This window comes from Bacillus fungorum (assembly GCF_002746455.1).
Lineage (GTDB): Bacteria > Bacillota > Bacilli > Bacillales > Bacillaceae_G > Bacillus_A > Bacillus_A fungorum.
Genome location: NZ_NWUW01000004.1, coordinates 1 through 23,104, shown reverse-complemented (window position 1 = coordinate 23,104; position 23,104 = coordinate 1). Strand labels below are relative to the sequence as shown.

Annotated in this window: 24 protein-coding genes and 1 pseudogene; 6 read left to right on the top strand and 19 right to left on the bottom strand. The window is 34.5% G+C overall.

The features are described 5' to 3' along the window. Positions 1-105: 105 nt before the first annotated feature. Positions 106-552: a MarR family winged helix-turn-helix transcriptional regulator gene (locus tag CO726_RS06650; protein ID WP_000203345.1), complete on the bottom strand. Its 447-nt coding sequence runs from the start codon at positions 550-552 to the stop codon at positions 106-108. Between the two features lie 189 nt (positions 553-741). On the opposite strand from CO726_RS06650, the gene CO726_RS06645 reads away from it, so the two are divergent. Next, positions 742-2,238, top strand: a complete 1,497-nt coding sequence (locus CO726_RS06645; protein WP_099683745.1) for a DUF3149 domain-containing protein — start codon at positions 742-744, stop codon at positions 2,236-2,238. Between the two features lie 29 nt (positions 2,239-2,267). On the opposite strand, the gene CO726_RS06640 is transcribed toward CO726_RS06645, so the two are convergent. Continuing rightward, entirely contained in the window at positions 2,268-2,549 is a 282-nt protein-coding gene (locus CO726_RS06640; RefSeq protein WP_098758812.1) for an aspartyl-phosphate phosphatase Spo0E family protein, read from the bottom strand. A gap of 337 nt (positions 2,550-2,886) precedes the next feature. Here CO726_RS06640 and CO726_RS06635 point away from each other — a divergent pair, with 337 nt between their 5' ends. Next, a complete protein-coding gene (locus CO726_RS06635) occupies positions 2,887-3,657 on the top strand; it encodes a divergent polysaccharide deacetylase family protein (RefSeq protein WP_098758811.1) in 771 nt (256 codons plus the stop codon). A 67-nt stretch (positions 3,658-3,724) separates the two neighbouring features. Here CO726_RS06635 and cbpA read toward each other — a convergent pair whose 3' ends face one another. The 11 genes and pseudogenes from cbpA to CO726_RS31690 all read right to left on the bottom strand — a co-directional run bounded on the left by cbpA (position 3,725) and on the right by CO726_RS31690 (position 15,480). Continuing rightward, a complete protein-coding gene (gene cbpA / locus CO726_RS06630; protein ID WP_099683744.1) occupies positions 3,725-4,348 on the bottom strand; it encodes a cyclic di-AMP binding protein CbpA in 624 nt (207 codons plus the stop codon). 123 nt (positions 4,349-4,471) lie between these two features. After that, the gene (locus CO726_RS06625; protein ID WP_098758809.1) at positions 4,472-5,101 is read right to left on the bottom strand and encodes a class II aldolase/adducin family protein; all 630 of its coding nucleotides are present in this window, start codon (positions 5,099-5,101) and stop codon (positions 4,472-4,474) included. A 246-nt stretch (positions 5,102-5,347) separates the two neighbouring features. Next, positions 5,348-7,630: an NEAT domain-containing leucine-rich repeat protein gene (locus tag CO726_RS06620; protein WP_136699434.1), complete on the bottom strand. Its 2,283-nt coding sequence runs from the start codon at positions 7,628-7,630 to the stop codon at positions 5,348-5,350. 429 nt (positions 7,631-8,059) lie between these two features. After that, on the bottom strand, positions 8,060-8,842 hold the full coding sequence (locus tag CO726_RS06615; RefSeq protein ID WP_098758807.1) for a DeoR/GlpR family DNA-binding transcription regulator: 783 nt from the start codon (positions 8,840-8,842) through the stop codon (positions 8,060-8,062). Between the two features lie 128 nt (positions 8,843-8,970). Next, a pseudogene (locus CO726_RS32390) lies at positions 8,971-9,317 on the bottom strand (saccharopine dehydrogenase NADP-binding domain-containing protein); the annotation flags it as partial. After that, on the bottom strand, positions 9,314-10,411 hold the full coding sequence (phnW, locus tag CO726_RS06605; protein WP_098758806.1) for a 2-aminoethylphosphonate--pyruvate transaminase: 1,098 nt from the start codon (positions 10,409-10,411) through the stop codon (positions 9,314-9,316). The pseudogene CO726_RS32390 and the gene phnW, both read right to left, overlap by 4 nt. Positions 10,412-10,426: 15 nt before the next feature. Then, a complete protein-coding gene (gene phnX, locus CO726_RS06600; protein ID WP_099683742.1) occupies positions 10,427-11,221 on the bottom strand; it encodes a phosphonoacetaldehyde hydrolase in 795 nt (264 codons plus the stop codon). Positions 11,222-11,242: 21 nt separating this feature from the next. Beyond that, complete coding sequence (locus tag CO726_RS06595; RefSeq protein WP_136699432.1) at positions 11,243-13,000, bottom strand: putative 2-aminoethylphosphonate ABC transporter permease subunit; 1,758 nt, start codon at positions 12,998-13,000, stop codon at positions 11,243-11,245. Beyond that, positions 13,001-14,002, bottom strand: a complete 1,002-nt coding sequence (locus CO726_RS06590) for a putative 2-aminoethylphosphonate ABC transporter ATP-binding protein (protein ID WP_099683741.1) — start codon at positions 14,000-14,002, stop codon at positions 13,001-13,003. It lies immediately after the preceding gene. Positions 14,003-14,022: 20 nt separating this feature from the next. Continuing rightward, positions 14,023-15,099 carry a putative 2-aminoethylphosphonate ABC transporter substrate-binding protein gene (locus tag CO726_RS06585; RefSeq protein WP_099683740.1) on the bottom strand — a complete coding sequence of 359 codons (1,077 nt, stop codon included), beginning with the start codon at positions 15,097-15,099 and terminating at the stop codon, positions 14,023-14,025. Positions 15,100-15,327: 228 nt separating this feature from the next. Then, on the bottom strand, positions 15,328-15,480 hold the full coding sequence (locus CO726_RS31690) for a hypothetical protein (protein ID WP_000240799.1): 153 nt from the start codon (positions 15,478-15,480) through the stop codon (positions 15,328-15,330). 148 nt (positions 15,481-15,628) lie between these two features. Between CO726_RS31690 and CO726_RS06570 the strand changes: the two genes are divergently transcribed. Further along, entirely contained in the window at positions 15,629-15,964 is a 336-nt protein-coding gene (locus CO726_RS06570; RefSeq protein WP_136699431.1) for a DUF3905 domain-containing protein, read from the top strand. A gap of 38 nt (positions 15,965-16,002) precedes the next feature. Here the strand turns inward: CO726_RS06570 and CO726_RS06565 are convergent, their stop codons facing one another. The 5 genes from CO726_RS06565 to phaR all read right to left on the bottom strand — a co-directional run bounded on the left by CO726_RS06565 (position 16,003) and on the right by phaR (position 21,210). Next, positions 16,003-17,352 carry a TrkH family potassium uptake protein gene (locus CO726_RS06565; RefSeq protein ID WP_099683738.1) on the bottom strand — a complete coding sequence of 450 codons (1,350 nt, stop codon included), beginning with the start codon at positions 17,350-17,352 and terminating at the stop codon, positions 16,003-16,005. A gap of 23 nt (positions 17,353-17,375) precedes the next feature. Next, the gene (locus CO726_RS06560; RefSeq protein WP_099683737.1) at positions 17,376-18,569 is read right to left on the bottom strand and encodes an NAD(P)/FAD-dependent oxidoreductase; all 1,194 of its coding nucleotides are present in this window, start codon (positions 18,567-18,569) and stop codon (positions 17,376-17,378) included. A 95-nt stretch (positions 18,570-18,664) separates the two neighbouring features. Further along, positions 18,665-19,750, bottom strand: coding sequence for a class III poly(R)-hydroxyalkanoic acid synthase subunit PhaC (phaC, locus tag CO726_RS06555; protein ID WP_000206336.1), 1,086 nt, complete (start codon positions 19,748-19,750; stop codon positions 18,665-18,667). Between the two features lie 82 nt (positions 19,751-19,832). After that, entirely contained in the window at positions 19,833-20,576 is a 744-nt protein-coding gene (locus tag CO726_RS06550; protein WP_000250407.1) for an acetoacetyl-CoA reductase, read from the bottom strand. Between the two features lie 151 nt (positions 20,577-20,727). Then, complete coding sequence (gene phaR, locus CO726_RS06545) at positions 20,728-21,210, bottom strand: polyhydroxyalkanoic acid synthase subunit PhaR (protein ID WP_099683736.1); 483 nt, start codon at positions 21,208-21,210, stop codon at positions 20,728-20,730. 198 nt (positions 21,211-21,408) lie between these two features. Between phaR and phaQ the strand changes: the two genes are divergently transcribed. The 3 genes from phaQ to CO726_RS06530 all read left to right on the top strand — a co-directional run bounded on the left by phaQ (position 21,409) and on the right by CO726_RS06530 (position 22,973). Beyond that, positions 21,409-21,861, top strand: a complete 453-nt coding sequence (gene phaQ, locus CO726_RS06540) for a poly-beta-hydroxybutyrate-responsive repressor (protein WP_000939954.1) — start codon at positions 21,409-21,411, stop codon at positions 21,859-21,861. Between the two features lie 42 nt (positions 21,862-21,903). Further along, positions 21,904-22,428, top strand: coding sequence for a polyhydroxyalkanoic acid inclusion protein PhaP (phaP, locus tag CO726_RS06535; RefSeq protein ID WP_087965320.1), 525 nt, complete (start codon positions 21,904-21,906; stop codon positions 22,426-22,428). A gap of 101 nt (positions 22,429-22,529) precedes the next feature. Then, a complete protein-coding gene (locus tag CO726_RS06530) occupies positions 22,530-22,973 on the top strand; it encodes a MaoC family dehydratase (protein WP_098758796.1) in 444 nt (147 codons plus the stop codon). Between the two features lie 40 nt (positions 22,974-23,013). On the opposite strand, the gene CO726_RS06525 is transcribed toward CO726_RS06530, so the two are convergent. Further along, a partial coding sequence (locus tag CO726_RS06525; protein WP_130953558.1) for an IS3 family transposase occupies positions 23,014-23,104 on the bottom strand: 91 nt, incomplete at its 5' end.

Sequence of the window (23,104 nt, the reverse complement as noted above, 5' to 3'; positions counted from 1 at the left end):
AATCTCCTCTTATTCTTCAGCAAAATACGGTAGATGCTGTCATAATGACATGTAAATAAAAAAAGCCTTGGATTTCTTTATCCAAAGCTCCTTTGGAACATATTATTATTTTTCATACTTTCCAATCTTTTTTAATAGATCAAGTAATTCATCCTTTTCCTCTTTCGTTAACATTTCAAAAGATTGATGTATAACTTGCTCATGCCCTGGAAAAATAGAAGCAATAAAGCTTTCTCCAGACTCAGTTAGTTGTGCATAAATAACACGTCTGTCATTTGGGCAAGGAATTCTTTTTACTAGTCCCTTTTTCTCTAGCTTATCTACAACATATGTAATGCTGCCACTAGCTATTAAAATACGCTCACCAATTTGCTGAAGTGGTTGACCGCCTTTATGATATAACAGTTCTAATACAGCAAATTCAGTTGGATTTAACCCATTACTTTGTATAGATTTATTTGTAGTATCCATAACAGAACGATGTACACGAGATAATGCAATAAATACTTTTAAAGATTGAGAAATATCTTCTCGTTCATTATTTGATGTCATACAACTTTCAACCCTTCACTTAAATTCTCAGTAATAAAAAAACAGGTTCGTACTTCATGTAAATACCGAATGAGTATTCACTCATTCCTTACCTCTCCCCAAATATATTATGATTGATTCTTGAATAAAAACATGACAATTTTAACATAGTTTATATATAATGATAATAAAAAAGAAGGAGTACCAAATTTGAAAGTCAAATTTCACAGCATAGTTTTATATATATTGCTTGTTATCCTACCAACGATAGGGCTTGGTGCTACATTTTATTCCTATCATTCGTATAAAATGAAACAGGAAAACAAACTATCTGCTCATACGGTTCTCTTTTTATATAGAGATTATTTAGATTATCACCTTGGTGAAGCAATTTCCGCATTAGAAATGCTCTCAAAGGTCGTAGGAACCGAGACTGGAAATATAAATGGAGTTAAACAAATTGTACATGATACAGATGGAAACGATGCACGCTTTTCTGGTCTATATTACGCTACACTAGGAGGCATAATTACAATCGCATCCAAAGGCGACCGACCACCTGTTGATGTCTCAGATCGCAAATATATTCGAGACGCATTACAAACTAAGAAAACCACTGTATCATCAGTCATTACAGATCGTGTTCTTGGACATCAAGCTATTATGATTGCTTCTCCCATTTTCAATAAACAGAAGGAGCTCTCAGGCTTATTGTTAGCAAGTTTACGCTTTGACTACATTTCATCATCTTTAAATGGCATTAAACCACAATACCATTTTGAAGTAACCGATAAATATGATGTAGTTTTTCTAACCGATGATAATAACGAAACAAGCGATGCGCATTCTAATATGCTTACTACCCCACTCCAAAGATTAAATTGGAAGGTCTCTGTTTCTCCATTGCCTATCCATCAAAAAACTTTATACCAGTGGGTTTCAATAGAGTGTATAGCTACTTTATTTTTAATGTCTATTTTATTTTTACTTACTCAATATATGTTGTTAAAACGTCAAACAAAACTGGAAAGACAACAAAATGAACTACAAAAAATTGAATTGGTTGGGACTTTTGCAGCTAGTACAGCCCACGAAATCCGTAATCCCCTTACTGGAATTAAAGGACTCGTCGCTCTATTAAAAGAGAAATATAAAGATGAACAGGATCAGTTCTATTTTTCCATCATCGAACAAGAAGTAGAACGGATTAATGAAATTGTAAGCGAATTTCTTATTCTTGGAAAGCCAACTGCTATCATTGAGCAAACATATGATGTGAGAACCATTCTAAATGAGGTAGCATTAATTATTCAATCTGAGGCGAATCTACATAACATTGTATTACATTTACATTTGCCAGACCATCCTGTTCATATCCGTTGCTCAAAAGACCATATGAAACAAGTGGTTTTAAACATTACAAAAAATGCAATTGAAGCCATGACTTCTGGTGACACACTCACCATTGTCGTAACAAACAATGAAACACACGCACAATTACAAATTATAGATACTGGAAAAGGAATTCCAAAACATATTCAAAAACACCTCTTTCATCCGTTCTTTACTAATAAAGATACTGGAACAGGTCTTGGACTTGTCATATGTAAACGAATTGTAGAGATGTACAATGGGCGTATTTTTATTGACAGTATAGAAAACCAAGGAACGACAGTTCATATCGAAATTCCGTTACACCTAGTATAATTATCCTTATCTCAAAAGGGTAATTATACTTATTTCATAAAACCAGCTACAAGCATTCGCCAAAAATTACTCGATTTCCCTTCATACGCAATTTGAAAAATAGGTCCCTTTATAATTGATAACCATTTTGGTGTTTGTTTTTCTTTATAACACTGGTACTGTAAAATAAGCTTGTCCAATTCTTGACTAACTTGAATTGTCTCCATACTATTTAACCCACTCGTTAAACCTAATTGAATCATCTCTTCACGTTTCATATGAATATCACGTGAAAGCTTTTCTAATGTGTACTTCCTTTTTACAGTAAACATTCATATCCCCCTTATTATACTTCCATGCTCTCAACTTCACTTCTCCATTGGCCTTTTAACTACTTAATCATATTTGAATTTGAAGAATCAGAAAATTTAACATTTTCTCCCTGTAATTTACAAATCTTTACCCTCACTTTGAGAATTATTACAAATTATTCTATCTTTGTAAATACATTCGCAATAATAGACATTTTTTTCATCTTCTTTTTTTATAAACACCACTTAAATAGCGGATTCTCTATTTTCCATATACTTTTCTTCGACATTTTTTGTTTAATTTATGTAAAAACGCAAACCATAATGATGATTGATAATATAGAAAGGAAATATTTATATGCGCAAATATACGATTGCATTGCTTATGTTTACTATGTTCTTACCATCCTTCTTGTTTCCTGTTCAAGCAACTGCCCATACAAACAAAGTAGCTATTGTTATTGATGACTTCGGCAATCATATGAAGGGGACTGATAAAATGTTATCACTCCCTATTCCACTAACTGTTGCCGTTATGCCTTTTCTCCCTTCCACAAAGGAAGATGCAATAGCGGCTCATAAGAAAGGCCACGAAGTTATTATACATATGCCAATGGAACCTATTAAAGGTAAAAAAGAATGGCTTGGACCAAAAGCAATTACAACTGATTTAAGCGACGAAGAAATAAATAACCGCCTCGAACAAGCGATTCAAGAAGTACCACATGCAATTGGGATGAACAATCATATGGGATCAAAAGTAACCGCGGACGAAAGAATTGTACGACTTATACTTGCAGCTTGTAAAAAACACGGTTTATTTTATTTAGATAGCAAAACAAATCCTAAGAGTGTCGTCCCAAAAATCGGGAAAGAATTAGGAGTGCCTATTATTGAAAACCAATTATTTTTTGATGATGTGTATACAGCCGCTCATATTTCAAAACAAGCCCAACTGCTCATCAAAAAACTTCAAGAAAAACCGATTATGGTAGCTATTGGACATGTTGGGCCTCCAGGTGAAATTACATCACGTGTTATAGAAACTTCTATTCCTAAAATTCGCGAACATGCAGATTTTATTTTTTTATCTGATTTAGCATTATCTCCGCCTCCTGTTTCAAAATAAGATTCATTACTCAAACTAAAAAAGGGACCAATCTACATATAGCAAATTGCTCCCTTTCCTTTTCACCTTAAATATAATCTACATGACTCACCCTGAATCCTTTTTTCTCAATTTTTTCGATTAATTGCTTTAATCTTTTTTCATTTAACTCATCTGTTATATTTACGATAACGCGGCGAATATATTGATCGCCATTATCTAGCGTAAATAGTCCACCGATATTAAATGCCTTCAACAATGTCCCAAGTTCTTTAATCGTTCCCTTACAATCTTGTGTTGCAATCGTTAATATATAACCACCCGTCCGCATACCGAATGAATCTTCAATAACATCAAATATATTGGAATGCGTTAAGATACCGACAAATTCATTATAATCATTTAGCACAGCTAAAAATGGAAGACGACGAATAACATAAAATGCTCTGAAAAAAGAATCCTTTTCAAAAATAAATGCAGTGGAATCTTCCAGCATATGTTCCGCACCAAACTTCTCTAATCCGCTATTACACTTCTTTTCTAAAAGATCTACTTTATAAATAATCCCCATGAATTTCTTTTCATCTTCTGCTAATACAGGGATTGCTCGAAATCCCGTTTCATTCATAATGCGCAACGCCTCTTCACCTGAATCGTTCATTTTGCAAAATGTTACTTGCTGTTTTGGCAGAAAATGATATTTAACTCGCAAAATATGTTCCTCCTTACATGTCAACATGTAATCTATATATAATAAGGAGAACTATATTTTATGAGTAAATTTTTTTAAAACGCTTTCATTTGTTTATTGATTTGTAACGACATTCCAAACATTTTATATAACAGAGCTCTTTGCACCTTTTATCATTAACAACTTTACATGGTAATTCATTAAATATTCTATACCCTCTAGCCATTTTTTCGCTTCTTCTGGAGTTTTCCCCCACACAATCATGCCATAATTATGAACGAGAACTACTCCTCCACCTTCAATAAAATTCGGCACATTATTTTCTAATAAATCAGCGAATTTTTTCTCATCTTCTACAATGGGAATTGTCATTTCTGTTATACCTTCTTTTCCAAAAATACGTTCGACGCTACGTTTATCGAATGTTACTTCCCCTTCTTCTCCATACAACTCTGATATTAAATGACTATCTACAGTCTGTACTTGTAAAATACATTCTGCACTACTTTTTTTATAAATATCCGCATGCATAAATGATTCCGCAGCTGGTTTTTCTTCATTTTCAAATACTGGCTCACACATACAATTTACAACAATAAAATCTTCTTCTGAAAATAACCCTTTATCTCTTCCCTCAACGTTTACTAAAAAAGTTAACGGCTCTTTTGACGTACAGAGTGATAAACTAATTTTTGTACCATAAAACCAATCACGAAGTGCCAATTCAGATTTCACTTCTTTTAATTCATTCCATTTCTTTAGAAAAAATAACATTTCGTCACCCCCAGCGTAATATTCATATAATGTTCAAATCCTTTCTATGTAAAAGGAGTATTTTTTGATTATTCTAAAAATTTAATTGAATTATCACATGAGAACTCTTTTTTGTCAATATAGTTTCACAGCTCTTCTTTAAAATGGGCTATTTATATGTCTATACTCCTGTCTATTGACTATTTCATTTTATACATAAAAAATACGTTATTCTTTTTAATTAAAGAATAACGTATTTTTCATCTTTTATTTCTTTATTGCGTTATATAAAAACTGTGCATATTGTTCACGTGTTACGAAATCATCACCTAAAAAGTTCCCTTTTCCATCACCTTTTGATATATTATTATCCGCTAGCGCTTTCACATAGCCTTCTGCCCAATGACCTTTTGGCACATCAGTCAAGCTCTCTACACTCTTTTCATTTCCCTTTAACTGGAATACTTTTTGTAATACTACTGACATTTCATATCGAGTTAATACTCCATCTGGACGGAACTCACCATTACCGTCTCCTTGCATAATTCCAGCTTGTGCAACGGTAGCAATATCTTGCTCAAACATATGCCCTTTCGTATCTGTAAATCTTTCTTTCTGCTCTACTTGATTTTCTAATTTCAAGTACCTTTGTACTAAAGACGCGACTTGTCCACGAGTAATATTATCACCAAATCCAAATTGCCCATTTCCATATCCTTTAAAAATGTTGTCTTTTGCTAAATGATTAATTGCTTCTTCTGACCAATGCCCCTTTGGTACATCTTTAAATTCTATTACTTCTACTTTCTCCTCTTCTTTAGAAGTGTTGTCCTCTTTACTTTCTACCACATTTTGAATCACAGATCCTGTAAAGAAGATTCCTGTATCCGCATATGGATCTTTTACACCAAATTCATACACTTTCTCACCCGGTGTACTCCATTTCACTATACCATTACTATACATACCATTATCGCTCTTCAGACGGATTTTCGTAGAAACCTCACCATCTTTTTCATATATAGGTACTTTTACTTCTTTATTTACTTCAGTATCCTCTAAAAAGACTTTTTGGTTTTGAACGTTAATATAAGCTTTCTTACTTAGTTCTATTACTGGTCGAACATCACGTATTTCATTTGCAACAAAACTTAGAAATACTAACTTATTCAACTTACTAACTGGCGATAAGTCTGAAATATAATTTGCTTCTAAATCAAGCTTTTGTAAGTTTACTAGACTGGATAATGGCTTAATATCCTTTAACTCATTATGAGGTAAATCTAATTCTGTAAGATGAGTCATTTTAGCAAGTGGTGTCACATCTTCAATTTGATTTTTCCCGATAAATAATTTATTTAATGGATTCATTTGATCAATGCCCGATAAATCTTTAACTTTATTACGTGTTAAATTTAACATCTTTAAAGGCAATGAATATAACGGTTTAATATCTTCAATTTGATTTCCTGCTAAAGTTAAGTTTGTTACATTTTTTAACGCGCCTAATGGAGTAACGTTCGTGATTTTATTATTTGCTAAATTCAAGTACTCTAGTTGTTCCATTTTCGCTAATGCTGTTACATCTTTTATTTGGTTGCCTGTTAAATGTAGAATTTTTACATTTTTCATTTCAATTAATGGTGCAACATTTGTAATTTTATTATTACTTAAATCGAGAGATTCTAAATTATCCATCTTAACAAGTTTTGTTACATCTACAATTTCATTACTACGCAGAGCTAAATGGTTTAATTGCTTTAGGTTCGCAAAGAATGACGGATCTTTTATCTTCGCATTCGCAACTGTTAAAGATTTTAAATTGGGCATATATTTTAATGCACTATAATCAAGAATCTCATTCGTATTTAAAAACAAGTTTTGTACTTGTAATAATTCCTCTTTCGTAATTGGTGTATTTAAATCTTTTCTATTAAATACTTTTTCATTAACAAGTTCTCTTAATTTGTTATCTGTTATCATATTTTGATTATCAACTGGATTATCCGTTTCCTTATTTCCTGAATTAGAGTTATCATTTGGTTTCTCTGTTTCTTTCTCTCCTACCGTTGGATCTTTAATTTCAAATTGAACTTGATATTTGTGATTGTATCCAATAGCTGGAATAAGTATATGCATTTGCATATTATGCTTCTTCTCAAATTCACCAATTTCAAATTGAACTACTTTCGTCCCATTTTTCTTCTTATCTTCTGACAAAACTTTTACATCATGAAATACACCAGGCTGGTTTCCATCTTCTATTCTAAGATATTGAAAATAATCGCTATCTTGTATTGTTACAGTAACAATTTTTTTCCCGTCTTCAATTGCTACTTTAGGATTTTTTATGTATTGAGAAACCATAGATGGCTCGTCTTTTTGGTCCTTATATATTTTAATCTCAGTATCGTATGTACGTTCACTAGCTGCTGCTACCGATTGGTTTGCTTCAATTTTTATTGCTGCTAATGCTGGAGTAGAATAAATAGCAAATGGAATTGCTAATGTTGTTGCTACTACTAACGCCTTCATATATTTTTTTTTCAAAATAATATCCCCTATCATATATAATTTTTATAATTGATAATTTTTATCAATTACTCACAAATAAATGATAATGAATATCATTATCATTGTCAACGAGAATATTACATTTAATTTGTATTTTTAAAGAGAAAAAATAAAAAGACCCTTTATTAAAGGGCCTTTTTACTTATCGTATGAAGAATTTCACTTTTTTCTTTTTCATTAATAACACCAATTTTTTGCAAAATATTTGCATACAATACAAGTTTATTATATATCCGTTCTGACATACTTTTCCCTTCTTTCCTTCGACCAACTTTTTTTGTATTGGTAAATTATATGAAAGAGATGAGAAAATGTGTCCACTTTTTGCATAAATACAAATCTTTTATCCCGCTATTTGCGGACAGTAAAACTCCCACCTCAAAATCAGGTGGGAGTTCAATGTATTTAACAAATTGTCCATTGAATATTATGCTTTTTGACTTCCTCTTCAAAACTATAGGGCATTTTCTTATCACAAATTACATGTTGAATACGGGAAAATGCTGCTATTCGATAATTCCCTTTTACGCCTACCTTTGTATGATCACATAGAATATATGTTTTTTCCGCTAATTTCATCATCGCTTCTGACAGTTTCGCCTTTTCTAATTCAAAACTAGAAACTCCAAAACCAGGTAATAATCCATCAATCGATACGAATGCTTTATGAAAATGAAATTGCTGGATTACTTGCTGCGAAATAGATCCTGATACACGCGAATGCTTTGGAGATACTTTTCCACCAATAAATAAAACTTCACCGTGAAACATCTTTTTATTAATAGAAGAAATTAATTGTGTTGCTACTGGAAATGAACTTGTTACAATCGTTAAATTTTTACGATGAACAAGATATGGCACCATTTGAAGTGGTGTACTTCCGTCATCAATCACAATAACATCTCCATCTTCCACAAACGTTGCTGCTTTATACCCAATTCTCTTCTTCTCTTCTATATGCAACATCTCTCGTTCTAACATCGGTGCCTCTATTCCAGCTCCCGGAAGTTGGACGGCTCCACCATACACTTTCTTCAGCTTCTTTTCACGATCCAATTCTTCTAAATAACGGCGAATCGTCTCTGTTGATACAGCAAACTCTTTCGCTAATTCTGAAACTTTTACTTTCCCTTTAAACTCTACCTTCTCAAGAATGGTTCGCTTTCTTTCTTCACCTACTACAGACATAACCTCACCCCATTGATTTCTACCTCATAAACTTCCTTACTTATACAAAGTTATAACTTTCTTTGTAAGTAGAAACTTCTTCATGAATATGAATACCACGCTTTTTTAGTTCATCAAAAATAATTTGTGGATTTACAAAATATAGAATGCGAATCATTTTCTTCACCAAATCCATTTAAATTCACAACGTGACAACTTGCTTCTGCAATACATTGAGTAGACAATCCATTTAACTTAATTGTTGTACCATCCATTACAATGTCATAGCCCTTCATTTTTGCAACCGTATCCTCATGATTCGGTACATCTATTTTCACAAAATCTACGCGAGGATCGTTGAGCCATTCTACTACTTTAAGGCCTCTTCCTCATTAAAATCAGCTACTGTAATCGTCTCAAAAGATGAAAATTGTATCAAATCTAAAATTGCTTCACGACAAATTTTACCTGCTCCACCTAAGCAAAATACTTTCAACCTATATCAACTCTTTTAGCGATACTATCAACTAAGCGATTGATATCTGCCTCATGTACATCACCGATATTTCCAATGCGGAACGTATCTACTTTTGAAATTTTACCTGGATAAATAACAAATCCATCACGCTTTAATTCATTATATAACTGCTGAAAATCAAACCACTCTTCTGGATAAATGAAGGATGTAATAATAGGCGATTGATATTTTTCATCTACTAGTGGCTTAAATCCGATTTCTCTCATTCTATTCACTAATAGTTTTTGATTGTTATAATATCGATTGTAACGTGCTTCTACTCCGCCCTCTTCTTCTAATTCAAGTAGTGCTTGATAAAAAGCATGTACAACATGTGTAGGTGACGTAAAACGCCATTTCCCATTTTGATTTTCCATCGTTTCCCACTGATCGTATAAATCTAATGATAATGAACGTGCCTGCCCTTTACATTTCAACAATTCATCGTGCTTTGCAATAACAAAGCCGAACCCAGGAACCCCTTGAATACATTTATTCGCACTACTAATTAGAAAGTCAATTTGCAACTCAGCGATATCTATTTTAATACCCCCAAAACTACTCATTGCATCAACTAGTGTTATTTTTCCGTATTGCTTCCCTAATTTACATACATCTACAATTGGATTGATAATACCTGTTGTTGTTTCACAATGAACAACTGCAATATGTGTAATCTTTTTATCTTGCTGTAATATCTTTTCTACTTCTGCAATATTAATAGGCTCCCATTCTTCCGTTTGACTAACCACCACATCTATATGTAACATCTCTGCCATTTGTACAATTCGCTTACCGTACGCACCATTTGTACAAACAAGCAACTTTCCATTTTTAGGAATAACAGAACCAATTACTGCTTCAACTGAAAACGTACCGCTTCCTTGCATTAGAACAGTCGTATATTTCTCTTCTTCTTTCGTTGCTAACGATACAAGTTTAGCTCTTACATCTTGCACCATCGTGTTATATTCAACATCCCACGTACACCAATCGTATAACATAACTTCTTTTACCGTTTTTGTTGTCGTCAATGGTCCTGGCGTTAATAATAAGTAGTGATTTTCAGTCATGATCCTATTCCCCTTTTATGAAATAATAAGTTCTTGTTTCTCAATATCTTCCATTACGGTTTCAAGTTCCTGCATCGTTTCAATCGTAAAGTGCGCTCCATTTTCAACAAAACAATTACGGACTACTTCTATTTTTTCATGAAGCTCTATAGGATCCATATTCTCCACTTCTTCTTCAGTTAAGCCAAGTTCGCTACTGCCGAGAATTACACCCACTGTCCACATACCCGCATTTCTTCCCTCTTTCATATCCGATACCGTATCTCCAACTTTTATCATATGATTCATCGGATAGACACCAAGTCCCATCGCATTTTTATAGCACATCCACGGATATGGACGACCCGCTGGAACGTCATCTGGCGTTACAAGAAAATCAGGTTTATATCCTTGTAGTGCTGCTTCTTTTTCTACAACATCCATCATTTCTCTCGTATAACCAGTCGTTGAACCAATTTTAATTCCTCTTTCACGTAAAGAAGCAATCACTTCTTTTACCCCATTAATTGGCGACGCATATCGCGGTAAAATAGCGAAGAGAATCTCTTCAAACTCTTCATACATTTTCTGAATATCTGCTTCTGTTGGTAATTGTCCAAAAACACGATTCCACTCACTCGCAATACGAGGCATCTCTGTAAGTGCCCTTACATGATCTATTTTTAATAACCCCATTGGCTTACGAGCTTCTTCTGCTGTAATTTCAACCCCACGTTTATGGAAGATCTCCATAAATACTTCCAGTGGTGCAAAACATCCGTAATCAACTGTCGTACCTGCCCAATCAAAAATAACTGCTTCAATTTTCATTCTATCCATCACCCTTCTCACTTATCTTTTTTGCCATTGTGACGTTCGGTTACGAAGTGCTTTCGTTCCCCATTCATATACAACTCTTACTACAATATTTGTAACAACAATAAGTACACTCATTGCAGCTGCTGGCGCTACATTTCCTGCATCATCCATATTTACAATTGACACGGCAGCTAGTTTAAAATCAGCTGCGTATAGGAATACAACTGCCGAGACAGTTACCATTGAATTTACGAAGTAGTACATTACCATTTCTAAAATCGCCGGTAAGCACAACGGTACTGTTACTCGAAAGAATGTTTTATAAAACGGAATCCCCATCGACTGTGAAACAAGTTCAAACTCCCGATCTAATTTCTTTAAAGCTGTCGTTGCCGTAACAAATGTTACAGAATAAAAATGAATGATATTGACTAGTACTAGCACAGCAATTGTTCCGTATAGAGAATGAAACGGGTTCATTACTGAAAATCCAAAGATTTGTATTGTTGGTTGACTAAAGAAGAAGACGTAGCCTAACCCAAGTACTAAACCTGGTATCGCTAAAGGGACGATAGAGAAAAAGTAACCTGCTTTTCGGAAAAATTGTAGCTGATTTATTTTCTCAATTGCATAAGCAAACATAAATGTTAAAACCGCTCCAATAACCGCTGTAATTGCCGAAACAATTACGCTATTTTTAAACGCTTCAAGTCCATCTCCTGTTAAACTAGAAAAATTAAAATGCTCAAATGTAAAGCTCATATTATACGGCCATACTTTCACACTTGCAGCAATACCCACTGCCACAAATAATAGAATGATCATAAGCGTTACTACGCTACAATATACGAATGAAATAACATCTCGTTTCTTATTATTTATTATTCTGTAAGGTACTGCTTTAGAAGATAAGAGATTTGCCTGCTTTCTTTGCGTAATGCGATCAACTACAAATGCAAATATAGCTGGGATTAATAAAATCATTCCGACAGTTGCACCCATCGGCATATTTTGCTGCCCAATTACTTGCTTATATACGTCAGTAGCAAGTACATTATATTGCCCACCAACAATTTTTGGTGCCCCAAAATCAGTGAAACTAAGTGTAAACACAACGAACATCGCACTAATTAATCCGTACTTTACACTAGGTAAAGTAACAGTGAAAAATTGCTTTGTTTTACTCGCTCCTAGCATATTAGAAGCTTCATATAAACGATAATCAGAGCCTTGAAAAGCAATTAATAATATAAGAAATGCTTGCGGAAATGTATACATGACTTCAGCCATTACAATTCCTACTGGTCCATATAAAGGAATTTGTATCCCTTCAAACAAACCAAACATTCCTTTCGTTACTAACCCTTGATTACCAAATAAATATGTAAGTGCGATACCATGCATCATCGTCGGTGCGAATAATGGTAACAACGCGACATATTGAAATACACGCTTCCCAAACACATTCGTACGAGCGATCGCATAGGCGTAAGCAAAAGCGAGTGTCACTGCAATAATTGTTGTCGCACCCGAAATCCATATCGTATTTTGTAATGATTGAACTAGCGTTGGAGTTGTGAAATATTTACTGAAATTCGCAAGACCAATGAAAGCTCCATCTTTATCATAAAAAGCTTGTGTAAACAATTGTAATAGAGGGAATACAAGCATGATCAAAAATGCAAGAAGCATACCAATAATTAATAGTCTTTGTATCCACTCTTCTTTACCGATACGTCTCTTAATCTTTTTTTTCGTACTTTCTACCTTTAAATTTTCTAACATCTCCATCTATACAACAACCTTCTTTCCATATGACAACATATGATTTTCTGAGAAAGAGATTTGAATCGGCTTTCCTTTCCTAATAGCTGTTTTTTCTACTTCTGATGCCAATATATCTACAACGATTTTCTCATTATATAGATGTGTTCTCTCATCTATAACTCGCACTTCTGTCCGGTATACAGATCCGCGGAACTCCATGCTTTCTACAATTGTTTTAATACCATCCTTTTGTACGACTGTTACATGTTCAGGACGAATTGCATGTTCTTCATTATTTCTCGAAAAGAAATTAATAGAACCAATAAAATCTGCCACAAACGGATTGGCTGGTCTTTGATAAATCTCCTCTGGTGTGCCAATCTGCATAATTTCCGCATGATTCATTACAACAATTTTATCAGCCATCGTTAATGCCTCTTCTTGATCATGCGTGACCATAATAGTTGTTACTCCCACTTTTTCTTGCAAATCACGCATTTCTCTACGTAACTTTTCACGCACTTTTGCATCTAAAGCAGATAACGGCTCATCAAGTAACAAAATATCCGGGGACAGAGCGAGCGCACGTGCAAGTGCTACTCGCTGCTGTTGTCCGCCAGACATTTGAGCAGGATATTTATCTTTTACATTCAGCAAATCTACAAGTTCTAACGCCTCTAGCGCTTTCTCTTTTACTTCTGCTTTTCCATATTTTTTTGTCTTTAAGCCGTATTCAATATTTTCAAGTGCTGTTAAGTTCGGAAATAATGCATACGATTGAAACACCATTCCGAAATTCCTCTTTCCAGGAGGTAATGCTGTAATATCTTTTCCATCCACAGCTATACTACCTGTTGTTGCCTCTTCTAGCCCAGCTAAAATTCGAAGCAATGTTGTTTTCCCACAACCACTTGGGCCTAATAAACATACAAACTCATTTTTTTTCACAGTAAAAGAAATATCTTTTAACGCTGTAAATGCATCAAACTGTTTTTGAATGTGTTGAATTGATAAATATTCGCTCATTTTTTCTCTCTCCCACTCACTTACTTTTTCGGTTCTGCTTTTTGGCCAAACTCTTTTTCCCATTTTTCTAAAATTTTGTCCCGATTTTCTGCTGCCCATTTAAAGTCATTCTTTTTGTATAACTTTTCTGTCACATCTTTAGGGAATCCATCTGGAAGCTTATAATCATTTTTAATTGTCGCAAATCCATTTTTCTCGAAGTATAACTTCATTACATCATCAGTAATTGCCCAATCTAAAAATGCTTGCGCTAATTTTTCATTTTTTGCATTATCTTTCTTAATAAGTGCGTTCGCTTCTACTTCCCAACCTAATCCTTCTTTCGGCAATACAACTTCAACTGGTGCACCTTTTTGTTTCTCTTTCAAAGCACTATAAACCATTGAGACGCCAACTGGATATTCACCCGCGCCTGCTAATTTCGCTGGTTTTGAACCTGAATGAGTATAAGTTGCCATATTTTCATGAAGTTTCTTCATGTAATCCCAACCCTTATCTTCACCCATAATTTGTAACCATGCAGAAACTGTTAAAAATCCTGTTCCAGAAGAAGCCGGATGTGGCATAACAAGCGTTCCTTTATATTCTGGTTTCGTTAAGTCTTCGTATGATTCTGGCATCGATAAATTTTTCTTCTTTAATTCTTCTTTATTTATAGCAATCCCCGTCATAAATGCCGTATTACCTACCCATTTTTCTGGTTGCTTATCATCTTTAAATTGTGGAAGAACACGATCTGCTCCTTTTGGAGAGTATCCTTTTAACATATCTTTTTTATCTAAAGCTAATAGACTTGACGCAGCAGTTCCCCATACAACATCTGCTTGTGTATTTTTTCCTTCAGCTAGCAATTTCGCTGTAATAACTCCAGTTGAATCACGAACAATGTTCAGCTTCACATCTGGATACTTCTTTTTAAAAGAATCAAGATAAATTGGTACAAGTTCTTCTTCAATCGCTGTGTAAACAGTTAATGATCCAGATAATTTATCATCTTTTACTTTTGCCCCAGCACTTTCTTCTTTCTTTGCACCACACCCCATTAATAACGAAAATACCATTCCAGTTGCTACAGCTTTAAAGATTGTTTTTTTCACTGTCTCTCTCTCCTTTTACAAATCTTATGTACAGCTCAAATATAAACAACTAGTGTAAAAGCAGTATTAAACCAACATTAATCTTTTATTTGTTGTTTGTTTTTGTGTAATACGTTGCTACTTCTATGTTTTTTCGCATTTTTCTCCTAATAATGAACACTAAATTTACAAATAATTAAAAAAACCTTTATAATCCCACAAAAAAATGAGGCGTTTGTAAAAAACGCCTCATTTTTGTTTACCTTTTTTTGAATTACGATTTGCATACTTCGCGCTATTTTCTCCTTCATACTCTAATGCAAATTCTGCATCTGGTAAGCTTTCTTTCGGAGTTTTATTATTGTTGATTGCCGCATTTTGTTTCACTTTTCTTTTTACCAATCCATTCACCTGCTCTCAAAAATTCACTTTCTACTCTAGTTTGAAGCAAGCTGAAATAATTATTACTGGCAAGTGTTAACAAGTACATAAGAGCCGCCAGATGGAAATACTATCTATGAAGAAATCATTATAAAAAGGAGCAATTATTTTGAAGAAAAAAGATAAAATTCAATCACCAATTTTAGATGAAACGCTCCCACATCAAGTGAATTTCCCATCTTTTAAAGGGACAGAAAAGAAGATGCAACAACCTTTCATAAATCAATATGACGTCGTAATCGGGGACAGTAAATATAATTCCGAGAACAGTCCGCTTAACAATTGGAGTGATGAAGTAGATCCTGCCATTATGGCTGGAGAAGAATGGATCCATCCTACAAATGATATTGGATGGATTTCAGAAGAAAATCAAGAGTTGCTAAAAAAAGAAGGAGATAATAAGAAGGATGCTTTTATGCATCCGCAATTTGGTATTAACGACTAAAAAACCATTCTACCTAGCATAGGTAGAATGGTTTCATACTATCCAATAATAATTCTCTCTTTCGGGTATTTATAGCGAGGTGGCTGTTCTCTTCCACCACTAGCTAGTATAAATGTTAAAATACCGACACGCCCAATAAACATAAGTACAATGAGGACAAGTTTACCAACAGTTGTTAAATTTGGCGTAATACCTGTCGATAATCCTGTCGTCCCAAAAGCAGAACACACTTCAACGATTAAACTCATAAGCTGTACATTTTCCGTAATAGATAAAATGAATAGCGCTGTGGCACATAATAAAATCCCCATCGTCATAACGACAGATGCTTTCAGCACGTCCTCTTCATGTAGCTGACGTTTGAAGACTCTAACTGTTCTACCGCCCCTTGCAAAAGTGTATAGCGATAATATACTAACAGCAAATGTTGTTGTACGTATTCCGCCCCCAACCGAACTTGGAGATGCCCCTATAAACATTAATATACTCATAAATAAAAGCGTCGGTTGTGACAATTCAAGTATATCCATTGTAGCAAGTCCCCCGCTTCGCGTCGTCACAGATTGGAATAATGTATAGAAAACTGTTTCATGCCATGATCTTCCTGCTAAAAAATGATTTCGCTCTAGTAAAAAAATCATGATTGTTCCAACGACAACGAGCGCAAAAAATGTTGTTGTCGTCAATTTTGTAAATAACGAAAAACGAAATAGTTGCTGTCTCCTTTTACTAAGGAATTGTTTCACTTCCATTAATACAGGGAAACCGATCGCTCCTAAAATAATAAGTAACATATGAATCATTTGAACAATATAATCTTTTTTATACGGAATTAGCGATTGTCCTGTTAAATCAAATCCGCCGTTCGTAGTTGCACTAACAGCCGCAAAGAAACCGTGAAAATAAGCTTCTTGCCAAGTTGGAAAGTAAAGTAAGAATCTTGTACCTAATAATATTGCTCCAATAAGTTCTATCGAAATAATTACAATTAAAATAGAGCGCATCAATTCTACAAGGCCTGATAAATTCCCTTGATTATGGTCTGCCATAATGAGTCTTCTTCTCTGCAAACCAATCTTTTTCCCTGTTATAATCCAAACGAATGTACCCAGTGCCATAATTCCTAATCCGCCTAATTGTAAAATAAGGGCTAAAATAATAATTCCTGCTGTAGTAAATGTATCTGAAATCGTAACAACAGACAGACCCGTAACACTTACTGCACTTACAGATGTAAATAGAGCATCGATAAATGTCCATTTCACACCAGACTTCGTAACAAACGGTAAACTAAGCAAGATTACCGATACAACTACTGCTAATAAATAAAACAAAACTATGAGTTGTACAGGACGTAATTTTTGTAAAAACTTTTTTATATCTCTCATTCCATCACTTCGCTACCTTTTTTCTATCGATTAAATAAAGAAAAATCTTCACTTTCTTTATTTGTAAATAACTGCTCAAATAATTTGGCAAATACCATTCCATACACAGTTCCATTACCACCATACGGCAATGCATAAAATAAATTATGTATCTTTTTGTCTTCTTTTAAAATAGGGAGACCATCATGACTACCACCAAATGCAGCTGCCCAATAGTACTCTGCCTGTATATTCTTATACTGCGGGAACATTTCTTTTACAATGTTAATAAGGATATCACGCTTATGCAATAATTTCGTGTCACCAATCGTTTGAATTTGCATCGCTTCATCTAATCCACCTACAATGATACGGTTTTCATACGTTCGAAAATATAAGTAAGGCCGTGCTGTTTCCCAAATTAATGATTGTTCATGCCAGCCTTCAAATGAATCTACCTTATTTGTCACAACTGCATATGATGTTTCCACTGTTGTATTTTTTTCTTTCTTGCCGAAAAGCGCTTCATAACCCGTCGCCATAATAATATTCTTTGCTATAATTTGATTCCCTGTTTTCGTATAACAAATGAAATCATTTTGGCGTTTTTTTATATGTATGGCCTCTGTATGTTCATATATAGTAGCACCCATTTGATTTGCTTTATGCAAAAGGCTATGCGCTAATAAAAACGGATTCACCTCAGCATCCCCATGCGTATATAATGCTGCTTGTTTTGTAAAGGAATACTTCTTCTTCATATGTGAATCGGTAAAATATTCAACTGGGAATCCATAATGACGTAACGTATTATATTCTTCTTGTAAAAACGATACGTCCTCACTTCTACTTGCATAATACAAACTACTTCGCGGAATAAACTGGGGATCAATATCAAGAGTCGGTACAACTTTCTCCATTGTTCTGAGCGCTTCATAACAAAGCTTATATGCTCGTACCCCTTTTTCTTCACCAAATGTATGGATGAGTGAAGTTAACGATTTATCATGAAGAAATTGTAGTAAACCTGTATTAGCAGCTGTGCTACCGCATGCAATTGCCCTTTTTTCAATGAGTGTAACACTCATGCCAATTTTCGCTAACGAATATGCTATATGAGCACCTGCTTCGCCACTTCCGACTACGAGCACATCACATATCATATCATTTTCTAACAGTGGATAACAAGGTACAGAAACTCCTGTATTCCAAAACAACCTACCAGTCATAAGTTTCATAATTATACTCCTAAAATGTAAATTTCTCCTTTCTATGTTTTGTTATTTTCCATAAAAAAATCCAACTAACACAACGCTAGTTGGATTTTTTACTTTTAATTGGAACGCTCTTCAAGCCAATTTCCAATCGTCGGATATGTTTGTTTTACAGCTGTTCCGCCGTAAACGATTGACATATGTCCCGTTGGTAAACATACATATTGTTTATCTGTGCTAGAAATATGATCTAGCAATGCTTCTACTTGGCAGGGCAGGGCGATATGATCACGTTTCCCTGAAATATTTAAGACATTCGCCTTAATATTTGCAAGGTCTACCTTTTGTCCACGAATAACGAGTTCACCCTTAACCAGTTTATTATTTTGATAAAAATCACGAATCCACTGTCTGTATGATTCACCTGGGAACGGAATGCCATCGCCAACCCACTTTTGAACTAACCTCCAGCTTTCCACGAAGCGCTCATTCTCTGAACGATCTACTAAAGCAACGTATGGGCCAACAAAGTTTGTAATTGGTTTTAACATTTTGTTTCCGAAATCAATCATTTCTGGCGGAATATTGCCAAATGTATCAACCGCTTTATCTAAATTGAAATATTTCTCATCTAATAAAGGACCATATAATCCTGTTTCAGAGAAATCAAAAGGACTTGTCATAAAGATTAAGTTGCGAATTGGCATGTGCGGATGAAGTGCCGCATAAATAGAAGTTAGCGTTCCACCCATGCAATAACCAAGTAAAGAAATCTCGTCCGATTTTGCAGTTCGCATTACTTTTTTTACTGCTTTTGCAATGTAATCAAACACGAAATCATCAAATTTCAAATGACTATCTTCTAAACCAAATGTGCCCCAATCAAGCATATACACATCAAAACCACGGTCCACTAGATATTCCACTAAACTATTTCCAGGAGTTAAGTCCATAATATATGGTTTATTAATAAGAGCATATATTAATAGAATTGGAACTCTTTGTGTTTTTTCTTGTTTTGGAATGTAGCGATAAAGCTTCGTCTTATTCTTCGTCCAAATAACCTCTTTCGGCGTTAATCCTACTTGCGGCTCTGGTTCACGTAATAAAATTTCACTCGCCCTTTTCACTCGGCGGTATGCTTTTCGGTACTCTTCTGGGTATAGCTCTAATTGCTTTTCCCATTCTGTTGCGAATGTAGTCATTTTTCTATCTCCTTTTTGGGCAATTTCCTTCTAAAAAAAGAAGTGCATTCCTGCTATGGATATGCACTTTTTTCTTACTTCATTACATATATAATCCGCCGTTAATGTTTAATTGCTGACCTGTGATATAAGCACCGTCACGGCATAGGTATACTACACCTTTTGCAATTTCATCAGCTTGACCAAAACGTTTTTTCGGGATTTTAGCAACGATTTTTTGACGTACTTCTTCTGGTACTTCTGCTACCATTTCAGTATCAATAAATCCTGGGCAAATAGCGTTTACAGTTACATTTGTTTTTGCAAGCTCTAATGCTAATGATTTTGTAAATCCTAGCATACCTGCTTTCGCTGCTGAGTAGTTTGTTTGTCCAAATCCACCCGCTTGACCAATAATAGAAGAAATGCTAATAATTCTACCTTCTTCCGCTTCCGTTATGTATGGAAGTACCGCGCTTGTCGTATTAAACACACTGCTTAAGTTCACGTCAATTACGCGTTCCCAATCTTCACGATTTAACTTTTTGAATGTACGATCTCTTGTAATACCAGCATTATTAACAAGAATATCAACTTTACCAAAATGATTCACTGCTTCTTCTACAAGTCGGTTTGCGTCTTCTACTTTAGAAACATCCGCTTGAACTGCATAAACGTCATGTCCGTCTTTTCCTAGTTCATTTACTAAGTTTTCAGCTGCTTCTTTACTGCTATTATAGTTAATAACAACTTTTGCTCCCTCTTGTGCTAGCGCTACTGTAATCGCTTTACCAATCCCTTTTGCCCCACCTGTTACGATTGCTACTTTTCCATTTAATTGAACCATTTCTTTTCCCCCTTAAATGAATTTGTGAACGACTATTATGAATCATTTTGGTACTCATACAATGGAGTCCCTATATAATTATGTTTCGCTGTTTATACATAGAAAAGAGATTCTCCCTCTCTCTTTTATCTGTTATAAACAAGCGCTATTATCACTTTTTATTTTCTGGCTTATTCGTAGGTTTTACTTCTTCTTTTACAGGTTCTTGTAGTTTCGCTAGTACTTCATTTTGCTTTTCTAGCAATTCTAAAATTTGATCAACTTTCGTTTCTAATGTGCGAATATCTTGTTTTACTTTCGTAACATCACGCTTTAATGTAGGAGCTTGTCCTAATGAATCCACTTTCTCTTCTAGAACTTCCTCAATGTTATCTACTTTATTTTCTAAGTTAATAACAAGCGTAGCCACTCTAGCGATATCCTCTTTCGTAGGCACATTTACCTGTTCTAAATAGTTTTTTGTTGTATCATTTAATGCTTTTTGATAAAACAAATTCAAGTCTAGAACACTGCCCATCCAAGCAGAATATTCTTCTGTTTTAATTGTTTCATTGAGCGCTTTTCCCCAAAATGTTTCGGTTTGTTCATAAGCATTTTTCCATGCTTGTAGTGGATCGAATTTTTGATCAATCACTTTACCTACACTCCCTTTTTCGTTTTTGAAACAATTCAACCTATTCACTATTTTCTAATATTCTGAATAAAACTTCAAGTCTATATTTTATTTTTCTTTATTTTCCAACAAATATATTGACATTAAAAACAGATAGGTGTAAATTGCACTTATAAGCAAAAAATTCCATCTAACTGATTCATGAGGTGATGCACAATCATGCTACAAAATGAACCAGAACAACGCGAAAGTTTGGAGAATAACCAAGCGAAACAACCAAACTCCATGCCAAAAAACTTCTTAGTTCCCTTCTTACTTCTCTGTCTTAAAGACTGGAGTCTTCATGGTTACAAACTTATTCAAATGCTAATGGATATCGGCTTCTCTTCTGTTGACCAAGGTAATGTGTACAGAACACTACGCAAATTAGAAAAAGAAAACCTTATTTCTTCTACTTGGGATACAAGCGACGGAGGGCCAGCCAAAAGAATTTATTCTTTAACTGAATATGGAGAGCAATATTTAACAACATGTGCGACTTCTTTTGAACATTATCAAAATATGTTGCGGACGTTTTTCACGTTATACACCAATGCATTCTTTCCATTTTCTACTTCTCCAGAAAAGGATGAAAAGGATTCTTCATCTTCACCTGGTGGTACAGCAGAGTAATCTGCGTTCACAATATGTAAAAAAACATTTGGGGGTCAAACAATGGAAACTAAACCATACGAATTAGTCGATGCATTTTGGAAAAACTGGTCTCAATCACTTTCCCTTTTCTCTTCAGCTGGGAAACAATTAGAGCAACTTACTTTAGAAACATTAAAACAACAACAAGACGCTTTGCATAAATTAACATCAGGAGTAGATGAACTAGAAAAAGAACTACAACAATTCACTGCTCAGTTCAATAACCAATATACAGATTACGTGAAGCAATTAACTGGAAACTCCTTAAATGATCAAATTAATGAGTGGCAAGACAAGTGGAAAGAACTTTCTGCTCATATGCAACAGCTTACTGTTTCTCCTACAAAAACATCTTTGTCTATTCTTACTCAAACAAGCGGTCAATTTGAAGAAACGACAAAGCAATTTATTGAACAACAACAATTACAACGTGAAGAGGCTCAAAAACAGTTAGAAGGTTTTTTGGAAGAGTTCAAGTCAAAACAGTTGGAACTCGCAAAAAAGTTCGAGGAAAACTCAAAAAATCTATTTACTTCCATCAAGTAAGAAAAATGTGGGAGCTAACTGCAGCACAAACAAAACTCTTTCTTCCTCCTACTACATCAAGATGGCTGACATTTTTCGATATGGAAAAGAAGGAGGACAAAATGAATCCATTTCAAGAAGCACAAACCGTCCCGGAGCTTCGTTATGATGAGATTCAAGTCGGTGATCAAGCATCACTTACAAAAACGATTACGGATGAGGACGTTATCAATTTTGCAAAATTGACTGGAGATGTGAATCCCATTCATATTTTAGACTCTTTTGCAAAAACGACAATGTTTAAACAACGTATTGCCCATGGTATGCTCGTTTCGAGTTTTATTTCTACCATCCTTGGAACAAAACTTCCGGGCAAAAATACGATTTATTTATCTCAAAACGTTTCATTCCGCGCTCCTGTCAAAATCGGCGATACACTTCGCGTTGTGGCAGAAGTCATTAAAAAACGGGATGATAAAAAAATCATTACATTACAAACAAACATCTATAATCAATCAGATGATATTGTCGTAGAAGGTACAGCGACAATACTCAAAAAAGAGTAGCAAATGAAGTGACCCCTAAAAGTTAGACACGGTTATTTCATTAGGCAGCTTGATAAAAGTGAGTCCGGTATTGTACCGGGCTCATTTTTAATTTTGCCTTAATCCGTTTCGTATTATAATAATCTATATAT